The sequence below is a fragment of the Microcoleus sp. PH2017_08_TRC_O_A genome (genome assembly GCF_020738665.1).
Classification (GTDB): Bacteria; Cyanobacteriota; Cyanobacteriia; order Cyanobacteriales; family Microcoleaceae; genus Microcoleus.
The window spans coordinates 185,014-198,018 of the sequence record NZ_JAEQCE010000001.1 but is presented as its reverse complement, the minus strand read 5'-3'; the positions used below and the strand labels follow the sequence as shown (position 1 = coordinate 198,018).

Sequence of the window (13,005 nt, the reverse complement as noted above, 5' to 3'; positions counted from 1 at the left end):
CAACTCCCGTGGCTTTGGTTGCTCCTTCCATCAACGGTTAATTTTTAACTCTTGATTGACAAAAAGCGCTCCTAGAAATAGGGGCGCTTTTTGTTTGGGAAAATATATTTTTATCAGGTTTGTAGTGAGGACTTTAGTCCTTTGATGCGGAGGGCTGCCGCTTCTTCTCAATATACTGCTGGTGGTAATCCTCGGCCATATAAAATTCACCAGCGGGTTTGATTTCGGTGGCAATATCTTTGTCGTATTTACCGGAAATTTGCAATTTTTGTTTGGATGCGCGGGCGGCTTTTTCTTGTTCCGAATTGTGATAAAAAATGACTGACCTGTACTGTTCGCCTCTGTCGGGGCCTTGGCGATTGATTTGGGTTGGATCGTGACAGTTCCAGAATATATCTAGCAGTGTTTCGTAACTGATTTGCGATCGATCGTACTCCAAGAGCACTGCTTCAGCGTGACCGGTAACTCGGGCGCAAACGTCGAGGTAGCAGGGATTCGGCCAGTGACCTCCTGTGTAGCCCGCAGCAGTCGAGATGACACCCGCAACGGCGCGAAACTTGTGTTCGACTCCCCAAAAACAACCGGCGGCAAATGTGGCTTTTTCCATTGTGTTAAGAAGAAGGAAGAGTTGACAGTTGACAGTTGACAGTTGACAGTTGATAGAAGGAAGAATAGAAATGGAAGTCGGAAGAAGGAAGAACAGAAATAGAAGTCGGAGGACGGCTTTAGTTATCGTCCCGAGAGAAGTGATAAGACATATACAGCAAGCTTTTTAGCGATCGATATTTTATTTTTAATTAGGTGAATTTATTTAATTATTGTATTGGGCTCAAACTTGGCACTCTTATTATGGTTGACAGATTCCCATTAGTGTGCATTCCCAGACTAATCGCGGCTGTACGTAGTTTAGCAAATATTGGCGGGCTTTTTCTAAGGGTTCTAAGGGCGATCGGCTAATTCGGCCTGCCAAAAATTGCTGCCAGTAACAATGCTGTAAATAATCAATTAACCACAACTGAGATTCAGTATCTAAAGTTTTATCAATTTCCTTAGCCAATTCCAAAGCTGAGCGCAAATTTTGAGGCAACTGCTTAACTTTTTGCAGCAAATCCTCGGGTATTGATTGCAGTTGTTGCCAAATAGCAATTGCTTCCCCAGGACTTCCCTGCGCCATCCCGATTACCTCGGGATGGGATAAAATTTCGGCAAATCCCCCTTGCTGCAAAACTTGTGCCATTGCTTCGGGATTCAGCCGCGAAAACTGGATTTTTTGACAGCGGGAAATCAAAGTCGGTAGCAAAGCTTCCACAGTCGGAGCAATTAAAATTAGCGCTGCTTTTCCCGGTTCTTCCAAGGTCTTTAACAAGCCGTTGGCTGCTCCTTCACCCATTGTTTCTGCTTGTTCTAAAACTACGACTGAACGCCCAGCTTCTAGTGGTGGCCTGCTCAGAAATTCGCCGATTTCGCGAATTTGTTCTAGGCGAATTTGGGGCGGTGCTTTTCGCTTTAATCCTGCTTCCTCTGCTTCTTTTGCGGAAAGCCGTTTGCCTTGGTTCATGTAGGTTGGCTCTACCCAGAGCAAGTCTGGATGATTTCGCTGTCGGACGCGATTTTGCACGGATTCTCTCGATCGCCTTTCGGGAAGATTTACTGAGAATAAAAGCTCGATGAAACACTGTGCTGCTAAGCTTTTGCCGGTGCCGTTGGAGCCGACAAATAGATAGCCGGGAGCAATTCGGTTGCGATCGACTGCTTGGGTCAGCAATTCTACTGCTCGATCTTGCCCGATCAATGATGTGAAATATTCCATGTTTTAAGAGTGATAAATACAGCGTATTCCAAGTTTATGAGGTACATTGACAAGTTAAATTACTAACATGAAGGTAACATTAACATCATTCCATTTAGTTTAGTTGAGATGACTGCCCATGATATACTCGCAATACAGTTGGCATTGTAAAAATTAGAATTGTAAAAATGTTTATTTTTTATGTTTAATTTAACAAAAAATATATTTCTCCGGTATCTACTTGACTTTGCCCCTAATCTTGTTGTATATTATTTAATGATAGGAGGTTTGCCAAAATAATATTTTGACATAAGATTTAAATCATTAAGCAGTAAAATTAGTTAAAGTGTTAGCTTTTCTGCCCATTTATGAAAACAATTCCTCTGCTCGCCATAAGTTTTTTAGTAGCAATTTTAGCAAGCGCGATCGGCATAATCTCAGTCCAGAACGCCGCGCCAGTAGCCTTAAGCTTTATCTTGTTTAAATCCATACAGATTCCTGTAGGATTAGTATTGGCAATGAGCATTAGTGCGGGACTGATAGGCGGTGCACTGCTACAACCGCTTTGGAACCTTTCAGATTCCCCAGACTCGCGTCCTAGATTTAAAGCAAATCCCGAAGACTCGGACACCGCAGAATATTAAGTTAATTTTTCACACCTTCGATGGAATAAACCTGACCTTCAATCAGCAGCCGAGTAATTCCTTTGGCTAGCAAGTAAGGCGCGGCTTTTTGCAACAGCCTGCCGTCTGGAATCTTGAAAACTCTTTGATTGCGAGTAGAAAATCGGCGCGCTACTCGATGATTGTCAAAAACTGGTAGAGTTTTCTCGCGAATTTCGGCCGCCGGAATTTGACCGAGTTCGCCAAATGCTTTCAGAGGTCTGGTGATTAACTCTGCCGCCCGATCGACTACTAAATAGCAAATTTTGGGCACAGATGCTTCGCTTAAAGGCAAAACTTGAATAGGGCCTATAGCCCGAAGTTCTATCGACTCTCCGGACATCGAACCCAGCAGACTCCCTTCAAACAGAGAATCTTCATCCTCTAAATCTTCGTCGAAGTCGTCCTCATCCTCATCCTCATCCTCATCCTCATCCTCCTCATCCTCATCCTCATCTTCGTCGAAATCGCTAAAATCTTCACCACCAAGCATTGCCTGTAGTTCCCCAGTCACAACAGCACGGTGGCTGGGTTCGGCAAGATTGCCTGTTGGGGCATCTGGTAAATCAGAAACCTCGAAATCAGACTGTAAAGTCCCTGGAATTTCGATTTCTGGTACAGGTTGGGTGGCTGATACAGAACGCTTTCGGATCGTCGGCCTCGAATTTGGGGCTGACTGCGTGACGGGGAGTGACTCAGACAGGGGAGTATCTCCAGGGGCGATGGAGTTCTTAGCCGGCGATTCAGCAGCCGTTTCTGTTGGTTGAGAAAGGCTGCTGGTGCTACGATCGGACGAACGCTTTTGTTTTTGCTGGACTAGAAATGCGTATTCTAACTCGGACAAAGCCCCCTGAATGATGCGCCTTACAGTCGAACTACTCACTCCGTAGCGCTTGGCCAGAGTGATAGTATTCTCGTCCGACTGTCGGTACAGCCGGAGGAGTTCCCGTTTGTCTGAATCGGAGAGTTTTGTGGGCGTCATGCCAAGTTTTCCACCAAAAAGACGTGAAAAGACGTAGGAAGTGCGATCGGCAAAGTATGATTTTTTATTTTCGATTTGAAGCTGAGAGATGCAGGCAAGGGCAAAAAAGCTTTCACGTTCCCCTCCCTTGCCAAAGCAACCCCAATCTCAAATCGCTACGCGGTGCGACGAGTCCGCCTGCTTTGACGAGAACGGGTGGAGATGTCATGTTCCAATACAGCTCCTATTCCGAACAGGATGCCACTGAAAACAAAAAAGACTTCCAGTAAACTGCCGCTTTGATAACTACCCTCAGCCTGAGTATCGCGCCATTTGAAGTACATATCTGCGATGTAAAGCGAAAAAGTTGCAGCCGCAATCATTCTCCAAGATTGGGAGAAACGTCCTCCCCAAAACGCCAGCAGCAGCGCAGTAGCAATAATCAGCAGAAAAACGTCCCCGACGATGTAAAACAAATTGATTGCATAGGCGTAAGGTGATAGTTGCTTGTCAAGTGCCATCACCCATTCGGGAGCTTTAGTTGCTTCTGCTGATTCTTCCGATGCCGATTTAGCAGCCGCTGCTGCCGTTCCTTTTGCCTTTGACTGAGCCGAATTGTCCAAAGCAGGGGCTTTTCCTTTGGCAGCCGTTGAGTCAGGTGCAGATCCTGTCACTACTTCCTGGGGAGCAGCCGGAGCCATTCCTAGCTGTTGTCTCCAAGAGTCGGGCGCAGCAACCCAGATAGCTACAGCAATCCCAAAGGCTGCTATTGCCGCTAACAAACCCCATTGCCAAAATTCTAGATTCAGTCGCTTGGAAGTCACAGCTAGAACCATGCCTCCGATCAGTACCACATAGCTGCCCAGATAAAACGCATCTGCTGGGGACACATCTGGGTCTAACTCGAAATAGAGTTCCCAAATCCCGAACAGCACGCCGGCGATAAAATAGAAGAGCATCCCCAAACCAATTCCCAGCCAGACGTTACGCCCGCTTGCCATGTGGGGGCTTTTCCAGTTTCTCAAACAGACTAAAGACGCTCCAAGGTATGCCCCGCATTCAAAAACATAAGTGCCGATCGAGTACCAAGGCGGTAAACCATCTTCTTGTGAAAGAGGGACGCTGAACAGCAAAAAGAACAGCAGCGCCATGACAGCCCAGACAATGCCCACAATCACGAGGGTCTGAGCTGATAGTAAAGAGGTAGATGTAGATGACTTTTCTGAAGTGCTACTCATAGGGATTTCACGATACCTAACTAGCGGTTGAACGCACCCCATCTCAATCTTTGATTGTAGATGAGGATTCTTTCGCCAAAGAACCTTGATCTGACGCTCCCGGAAAAACTGCCGTCCTCAGCGTGTCGTGGGGATTTTTGCCCTCGTACACTCTCGGAAGACTAAGCAAAAATACTATCTATTTACTAATTAAAAGAATTAGTTCTTAGTCGATGTTTTGCCCGGGAACAGATGATAGAAATACGGTCTGCGCCTTCACCATTAAGGCTTTTACCGTAGCCTATTAAACTCGGAAATTATATCCTCAAATGTTGCTTTCTCTGTTTTTGGCTTTCACACTCCCCCACTCATCTCAATGATTTTGGGTGGGAACTGCGATCGGATTTTAGTTAAATTGCCAGACTGTAGCTGGCCTCTTAACTGATTTAACAGTTATGTCGCTCGATCGATACAAGTTGGCAATCCAACCTGTATCTCCCTTGCCCCCGACAGTGCAATTATCTCAGCTCGATTATCTGCGCCCAATTGTCAGAGCAATTGTCAAAGATTTTCTATGCTGCGATCCACAACTTGTTGAGGGCTGATTGTTTCAGCCAATCGAGAAACTGAGTGCGATCCTGTGCTGGCATATCTTGCAGCACATCGCTCACTCCCTCAGCGAAGTCGGTATTGCCAAAATATGATTTGCCCAAACGGTGAAGTTCTTGCAATAAGGTTTTGAGATGTTGCTCTTGCCAAGGGGGCACCTTATGATTTTGCAAGGGACTAACGGTCAGCCAATTTTTGATCGCATCAGCGGAGTCTGCCTGGGGGAAGTTTCCTTGCTGAAATACCTTGGTGATATCTTTCTGAAACGATGTGGCTTGCCTTGCGCCTAAGAGGTCTTCTACATCGAAGTAAACAGCTTGGAGGAGCAGCAGACAGCCCTGCGCGAATAGCGGTGCTTTAGCCGATTCTGTACCGCCCGGTTCTTCACCGGCAAGCTGATCTAAACGGACTTTTCCCCAAACGCTATATCTATCCGGCTCTTCTAGCAGAACGCAGGCTTTGCCTCGGTTGTCGGTTAAATCCCGCCACAAGGCTCTGGCGTCTTCTGCTTGCTTGCCGTTGAAGGCGCTGATTAGGCGAAAAGTCTGCCCCTGATAATTGAGAATGGGAATTTGTTGATCCCGTTTTGGGTGTTGAAAATTGGATATTTCAACATCCTGCCGTTTCAGAATAAACATGACACTGCGATTTGACTCCTGTCATGGCCGAGGTGCTGTGCTTTTGAAGCTTTCCAGGCTTTTAGGCTTGGAGGTGCTTGATTCAACGATTTCACTTTAATTAGCAGGATTCCCCTCCTCAAGCGTTCCGATACTTTTTTGCTAACAAATGCTAACAAGTATCTAAGCTGAGATTGTCTCTCAACCATGGCATATGAACTAATGCACGAAGGAAATTCCCCCGCGCACAACTTACGACTGCTGTACTGGCAACGCTTGATTTTTGAGCTCGTGCCGATCGGGCGATTGACTATTTTGCTTTGATGCCGTAGAGGAAGCTTATATATAGGCTCCCTACCATCAGGGATTTTCACCTGAGTCTTTCAATCCTAGTTCTACCACATTTTTCTCAAATATCAAGTCGAGCAGAATGTTGGCAAACATCATCAAAGATCGGCAAAGATCGGCAAGTTAGTCACGATTGCCTCAACTCATGCCTAAAATCAGGGGAGGATTTCTGGTTTTTCGATCTTGTGGCCTACGTTTGAGGCTTTGTCACTATCGAATTTTAACAATTGTGTTGTTTGCAGGTGAGTCCCTCCAGCTTTTGTGAATTGCTATCCTGGACGCAAGGGCACTCTCATCACTAGCGTGTTCGCTCCCGATCGCGCCGCGCTCCACATCGTAGTTTTTTAGATAGAACCGGTTTCTGTCTAAGTTAAAAAATATTTACTTGCTCGATCGCACACTCCACCGATACAATGATACTGTTAAAGATTTTTTGAGTTGGGTGCGTAACTCAGTTGGATAGAGTAGCTGCCTTCTAAGCAGCGAGCCGCAGGTTCAAGTCCTGCCGTACCCGTTAACCAAACCTATACATGACAATAGTTTCAGACGTTTTCCCCAAAGCTGACAGACTACCTGAAACCTTGTTTGTTTCGCAGTTGTTGCGGATTCGGGCATCCAAAACACCATGAAATTCGTCCTGAAGCCCGACCTGCCAAATTTGGCAAATCTTCCGGCTTCCGCGCGATCGACACTCCTACGCCTCTTCCTCTTATGTTTGACAAGCGAATTTCTGCATGTTCCGCCACGTGATTTATCGGTGGAATCAATCCCAAATCGAAAATCTCAAATCCTCTCTTCCCCCGAATTTATCCGTGGGGTCGCCTCTAAAATCTAAAATTTAAAATCTACAATCTAAAATCGATTGACACACCGGATGTGTTATCATAAAAGGTCTTTTGTGTCAATAGCCGATCGCCCAAAAGTTAAAACAGCAGCAGGCGATTGTGGGTCGAGAAGCCCTCAGGAGTTATCCTTAGTGATCGGGCTATTTTTGGACAGGTTTGGATATGTTAAGAGCAATTTTATTTCATATACCCCAAAATTTAATGCTATTACTCGACCGCAGCGCGATCGACCAGTTACAGCCGATATTGGCGCAAGCAACCGGAATGCCGATCGTTGCATCGGAAAATACCGCCACAATTGCACTGGTATTGGTTGCTGTGGGAATTCTGGGTTGGGGATTTTATCGCGCCAGACCTTTTGGCAAACTGGGAATGTTAGCTTGGTTGCAGTCAGTGGTGCTGATGAGTCCGTGGCTGCTGTTCTTTGGTTTGTTCGGTGCCGGGATTTACCTAAATCTAGTGGCGGTATTGTTGCTGCTGGTGACATCCACGGGATTGTACATTTATCTGGGCAGGCAATTGCGGAAGGCAGCAGCCGATGCAGTGATCGACTCGCGCCCCGATCCGGCCCAGATCGAGTCCCAAAGCGATGGAAACTCCCCTGCAAACGAACAACGGGTACCAGCAAAAGAAATTATTAAGATCGTCACATCGCCTGCAACTAATGAATTAGAAATAATTCCCGTTCCAGTTGAAGACCTCAAGGCAATTCAAGGCATCTTTGGCATCGATACTTTCTTTGCTATAGAAACGATTCCCTATCAAGATGGGGTAATCTTGAAAGGCAATCTCCGGGGAGACCCAGAACAAGTACACTCGCGTTTGACGGCAAGTTTGCAAGAAAGATTGAACGATCGCTACCGCCTGTTTTTAGTAGAAAATCAGGACGAGAAGCCGGTAGTTATTATCTTGCCCAGCACAAACGACCCGCAGCCCACTACCCTATCTCAAAAAATCCTCGCAGTCGTACTGCTACTAGCAACAATTGCTACCAGTTTGGAAACAGCCGGTTTGCTGCTGAGTTTCGATTTCTTTAACTCGCCTGGTAGATATCCAGAAGTGCTGCCAATTGCGGCGGGAATTTGGGCGGTTTTAGGTTCAGGCGAAATTGCTCGCCGAGTGCTGGCAAATCAGTACAAGGTTGGCTTGAGTTGGCCGTTTTTTATACCAACTTTTCAGATAGGTTCTTTTGGGGCGATCGAGCGTTTTGAGTCGCTGCTTCCCAACCGTAAAGTTTTGTTTGACATTGCTTTTGCTGGGTCAGCCGCTGGGGGAATAATTTCTCTGCTCATGCTGGTAACGGGTTTGCTGCTTTCTCACCCCGGCAGTTTGTTTCAAATTCCCGCAGAGTATTTCAAGGGCTCGGTTTTGGTGGGAACTTTGGCAAAAGTGGTTTTGGGTGCGGCGTTGCAGCAACAGATTGTTGACGTTCACCCGCTGGTAGTTATTGGTTGGTTGGGCTTGGTAATCACGGCGATTAATTTGATGCCTGCGGGACAGTTGGACGGAGGTAGAATTGTGCAAGCAATCTACGGCCGGAAAATTGCCAGTCGCGCTACTTTGGCGACGTTTGTGGTGCTGGCGATCGCTTCTTTAGTTAATCCTTTGGCTTTGTATTGGGCGATCGTGATTCTGATTTTACAGCGGAATCTGGAGCGGCCGAGCCTTAACGAGCTGACTGAACCTGACGACGCTCGCGCAGCTTTGGGTTTGTTGGCTTTGTTCTTAATGATTTCTGTACTTTTGCCCTTGACTCCCGCTTTAGCTGGGCGTTTAGGAATTGGCAACTAATCATCTGACCATTGGTGGGCTGGGTGCGCTTGGGCGCACCCCAGATATTTATGAATTAACCCAATAGAAAAGCTCGGAATTTGTTTAAACTTAATTTAGCAAGTAAAAATCACGGATATGAGCATCTAGGCTAAAGTTATGGCTAATCAACTTCCTCCTGTATTGGTAACTTTTGATGCGGATGTTTTGATGGCTGGCAGAACCCAAGTTTGGCAAGAATATGCCAAGGTGGGAAGTTGCTATCTCCCGGAAGTAGTGTATGACGAAATAGATTATCTGACAGGGAAAGCGGTAGAAAAAGCTCAAGAGCAAGTGGCCAGAGAGTTTATGCGCTTTTTTGCAGATAGTGGCTGGATTGTGACTGATGCTCAAGAAACGCATCGGGGCCTAGAACCCTCGATGAAAAATCAAAGCGCACAAGCAATGCTAGTAGTAGCTACAGCTCAGTGCGTTTACGGTCTGGCTCAGGAACATCCCGACGCACTGGTGGTGTTTGTGTCCAACAGTCAGCCTCTGCTGAAGCGGATAGCTTCTGTGGGGGCTGCGAATCTTTGCGGCATTACTGCGGCGATGCTGTTAAATTGGGCGAGGAAAGCGGAACGCCCGCCGGCTGCGACTCAGCAATTGCAAAGTTTGATGCGAACTTTAGCCGATCGCCAATCAACTCAGCGCTCTAACAGTAGAATACAGAATGCTGGTGTTGGCAAAACCGGGACATCTGTTAGCAAGTTCACGATGCGTGGCGCTTCTGATTTGGACTCGCCCAGTAGTTCTACTAAAACTAATCAAACGGGTTTGAGTGGGAGCCCCCGTAAGAGTTCGCGCACCAATGCCAAAAAGCCGGTGCCCAGTCGCGAGGAACGGAAAGATTACGAGCCGGCTGTATATCGGATCAAACACATTACGCCTCCGAAAAAAAGGGATGGCGGTTTTCTGTCTGGTGCGTTCAATTTTTTGGGAGCGTTATTTTTCTTGACGGTAGCGGTGGGTATTTTGTGGCGAGTGTTGGATGCTCGGGGTTTTAGAAAGACTTTTGTACCGGCTCTACCGCAGCCTGTGCAACAATTTGTCAAGTCGATCGACCCTAAATGATATATCGGTCTGAAAATTCCGCTTTCTAGCTTCAATAAGGACTATCACCATCGACAGCAAGTAGCAAAAGTCTGTGATAGCCTTAATCTGTAATTGCCAGCCCGGTTAATTGGTAACTATTCACAGATTGAGAACACATCAAAATAAGCGAGAAAGCATTAGCGGAATTAGATTTTACATCTTTGGGCGATCGCAAATTTTTTCCTTCTCCTGTCTAATTTATTAATTTTTATCATTTATAAGGTTTGATCGTTCGGACTTCAGTCCGCATCAAAAATCAAAGGACTGAAGTCCCATGGCAAACGCATCTAATACCAATTTAAAAAATCCTTGCTGCAACACTCTTAGTTGACTTTGTTTACTCAAGTATTGTCGCGCTTTGTGTCGCTGTCAGATTTTCTGTATTTTTTTTGTACGATCGATGAATCCACACCCTACCAATATTGTTGCATTAATTTTTCAAATTGGCATGAATTCTGTAAGCATTACCTAGCAAGGGTTTCAGCATTTGGGAACACAAATGCACAATAGCCCAAACCTTTGTCTAGCAAGCATCCTAAAAATAAGATGCGTTTGTTCTGAGAAGTCCGAACCCTCAAACCTATTTTATAGGGGTTGTTCGAGCAATAATCCGGACAGTTTTTTTGGGGTGGTGGCTGAAACTGGCATTCTACCGTTAAGATTTCAGCGTCTGAAGAAGCTGAAACCCTTATTATACCGTTCGCGATAAAAAAATGTCCGGACTATTGTTCAAGCCGACATAATATTAATTAAGATTTCACTATTTGCGCCGAATTTAAAAATGCTGAACTGGAACGAAATAATTAGTGGATTAGCCTTAGCTATTGCGGGTTTTATTTATGCTGTATTCTTTTTTGTAGTTCTTCCCTTCAGACAGTACGATTATGCGGCACCGATTTGGGCGATAGGAATTGCGATCGGCCTTACAGTAGGAATGAATTGGCTACTATCTGAATCCTTGCTGAGTGGGTGGATTTGGGTAGCTGCATTATTTGGTTTTCAGATACCCCTGATGCTTTTTTGTAGCGAGTTTCTGGGAGATGGACTCTTGCTGCCGAGTCTGTTATTTTTCGGAACAATGGTAGTAGGAGTTACGAGCGTTTATACCAATTTTTCACAACCAAAAACACTGTTGATTGTGAGTTTCTGTACAGTATTTTTCCTAACTTTAATGTACATATCTTTCATTGGTGGCTATGTGCTCAGAGGCAAAAATCCGTTTCATGGTTCTTCAAAGCAAATGCTGCCGCTGTTGAATCAGAAGGTAGAAATTCACACTGACGATCCCAAACAATTGCAATTCAATGGTAAAACAGGCGAACTCACTCAGATCGATCGCTATGAAGTGACAGTCAGGCTAGATGATGATAAAGTATTCTGGCCTTATGTCCAACTTTGGTGGGAAGATGTCAAGCCTGCTAACTAACAGAAATCCTCAGAGTTATCAACCCTCAATAACTTTCTCCCCTTGTCTTCTCTGTGCGCCCTCAGCCCCATCTGCGGTTTATTTCGAGCCCCGAATTCTGTCAAGCAATTTTAATAAACCCGCACTGACTAAGCCTCCTGCAATTCCCAAAAGCAGACTCAACACGAGAACTTGACTGGCCGACATCGGATTTTCCGGGCTAGCGGGGCTTTTGATTTGGCTGGCGTAGATGCTGGCGGCGACTCCGCTGGTGCCAATTCCCACGCCCACTGTACCAATGGTAAAGTTTAAAGTGCGATCGCTCTTAGCCCTCTCAATCTCGATAATCCCCTCAATCGTCTGAATCGCATTTTCCAACAACCGCAAACCCGCACTCAAACTTCTATTATCCGCTTTAACTTGGGTGACATACTTTTCCTCAGCAAAATCGCTGAAACTTGCCATAAATTTTAACTCATTTTTGTCATTTCCCATTCTTTCCGCTATAGTTTCTAGCCGTTTATTATAGTTATTTAGATTAGTTTTAATTGTATTTTCTTGTTCTTCCAATCGACTAATATAATTAGCATAAATCGAGAAAATTGTCAAGCAATAAACAAGATTTTTCTGCAATTGTTTCAAGTCAACTTTAGCAGCATTGACTTGTTCTGGCAGTTGGCTGACAATTTCTTGAATCTTCCGCGAAGCATCCTTGAGATCCGACTTAAGTTGGCGGCTTTGTTGATAAGCCCAAATCACTTTATTGCGGTATCCAAATAATCGGAGGAACTGCGGATAAAGTTTAGTCATTTTTTGGCGAGTAGTGGGAATTGATGCCTCGCCACTGTTAGAAAACAAGCAAATTAACACATGATAATTTTGGCTGATATTGCCTCTATCTCCCGGAGGTAGCCACAATTCATAAAAATTTGCCCCTAAAAATTGCCCTGATGCTTTTAAATCCCGATCCCATTTAGCATTCGGGACTAACTCAAGTTTGTTGTAGCAATCTTTGGCAGTTTTTAAAGCATCTTGGCCGCTAGTCAATTCACCCCAAACTAGCCAACTTTGACCGATAGTAGCAGGTTGATTGAAGCGCGAGATGATTGTTGATTTGAGCCCTTCTAAACAATCGATTTCTTTGGGTGCAAATTTCTTATCGCTGTCGGGTTCTATTTTGCCGGATAAGTCAAACTGCACCGCATAAGTATCGCCGAATTTGACAGGATAAGCATAGCCATCGAGGGGAGATTCAAATGCTGCTACTTTTTTGTTGCCGAGTAAATCGATGTAATCACCGATTTCGGTTTCAGCTTGTTCGATTTGTGCTTGCTGTGGCTGCGAGAGTTTGTCGCCATAGATTTTTTGCCAAAACTGCTGGCGGTTTTGGCTGATTTTGTCTTCACTTTGTCCGATACCGTCGGCTAAATCGTAGACAAACAAATCGACGGTAGGGTAAATCAGCCAATTTTCGTTAGTCATGGGTGAAACTGTCTGCTATTGACGATAAAATTGTATCGCGACTTGCTTGCACTGAATCCCCAGCTTGCAAGATTTTTCCGAGAATTTTTTTTAACCCTCGCGGCTTAGCTTTAGTATCAATTTCATTGATAATTTTTCGCAAACTTGGCAAATCGCTGATATCGCT

10 protein-coding genes and 1 tRNA gene are annotated in these 13,005 nt (G+C 45.3%); 5 read left to right on the top strand and 6 right to left on the bottom strand.

Annotated features, from left to right (window positions below; all coding sequences use genetic code 11):
* Positions 1 to 133: 133 nt before the first annotated feature.
* Positions 134 to 607, bottom strand: coding sequence for a peptide-methionine (S)-S-oxide reductase MsrA (gene msrA, locus JGK22_RS00855; protein ID WP_293186763.1), 474 nt, complete (start codon positions 605 to 607; stop codon positions 134 to 136).
* Positions 608 to 847: 240 nt separating this feature from the next.
* Complete coding sequence (locus tag JGK22_RS00850) at positions 848 to 1,810, bottom strand: DNA polymerase III subunit delta' (RefSeq protein ID WP_293219316.1); 963 nt, start codon at positions 1,808 to 1,810, stop codon at positions 848 to 850.
* A gap of 347 nt (positions 1,811 to 2,157) precedes the next feature.
* Between JGK22_RS00850 and JGK22_RS00845 the strand changes: the two genes are divergently transcribed.
* Entirely contained in the window at positions 2,158 to 2,433 is a 276-nt protein-coding gene (locus tag JGK22_RS00845) for a LapA family protein (protein ID WP_293186761.1), read from the top strand.
* Position 2,434: 1 nt separating this feature from the next.
* Here JGK22_RS00845 and JGK22_RS00840 read toward each other — a convergent pair whose 3' ends face one another.
* The 3 genes from JGK22_RS00840 to JGK22_RS00830 all read right to left on the bottom strand — a co-directional run bounded on the left by JGK22_RS00840 (position 2,435) and on the right by JGK22_RS00830 (position 5,876).
* The gene (locus JGK22_RS00840) at positions 2,435 to 3,433 is read right to left on the bottom strand and encodes a hypothetical protein (RefSeq protein WP_293219314.1); all 999 of its coding nucleotides are present in this window, start codon (positions 3,431 to 3,433) and stop codon (positions 2,435 to 2,437) included.
* A 155-nt stretch (positions 3,434 to 3,588) separates the two neighbouring features.
* A complete protein-coding gene (locus JGK22_RS00835) occupies positions 3,589 to 4,650 on the bottom strand; it encodes a hypothetical protein (protein WP_293186759.1) in 1,062 nt (353 codons plus the stop codon).
* Positions 4,651 to 5,201: 551 nt separating this feature from the next.
* The gene (locus JGK22_RS00830) at positions 5,202 to 5,876 is read right to left on the bottom strand and encodes an Npun_F0813 family protein (RefSeq protein WP_293186758.1); all 675 of its coding nucleotides are present in this window, start codon (positions 5,874 to 5,876) and stop codon (positions 5,202 to 5,204) included.
* 767 nt (positions 5,877 to 6,643) lie between these two features.
* On the opposite strand from JGK22_RS00830, the gene JGK22_RS00825 reads away from it, so the two are divergent.
* The 4 genes from JGK22_RS00825 (at position 6,644) to JGK22_RS00810 (ending at position 11,378) form a co-directional block, all read left to right on the top strand.
* A tRNA-Arg gene (locus tag JGK22_RS00825) sits at positions 6,644 to 6,717 on the top strand.
* 595 nt (positions 6,718 to 7,312) lie between these two features.
* A complete protein-coding gene (locus JGK22_RS00820; RefSeq protein ID WP_293189269.1) occupies positions 7,313 to 8,839 on the top strand; it encodes a site-2 protease family protein in 1,527 nt (508 codons plus the stop codon).
* A 138-nt stretch (positions 8,840 to 8,977) separates the two neighbouring features.
* Positions 8,978 to 9,931: a PIN domain-containing protein gene (locus JGK22_RS00815; RefSeq protein WP_293186757.1), complete on the top strand. Its 954-nt coding sequence runs from the start codon at positions 8,978 to 8,980 to the stop codon at positions 9,929 to 9,931.
* 802 nt (positions 9,932 to 10,733) lie between these two features.
* Positions 10,734 to 11,378 (top strand): hypothetical protein, encoded by a 645-nt coding sequence (locus JGK22_RS00810; protein ID WP_293189106.1) that lies wholly within the window; start codon positions 10,734 to 10,736, stop codon positions 11,376 to 11,378.
* Between the two features lie 78 nt (positions 11,379 to 11,456).
* Here the strand turns inward: JGK22_RS00810 and JGK22_RS00805 are convergent, their stop codons facing one another.
* Positions 11,457 to 12,839: a hypothetical protein gene (locus JGK22_RS00805; RefSeq protein WP_293312168.1), complete on the bottom strand. Its 1,383-nt coding sequence runs from the start codon at positions 12,837 to 12,839 to the stop codon at positions 11,457 to 11,459.
* Positions 12,840 to 13,005 lie beyond the last annotated feature (166 nt).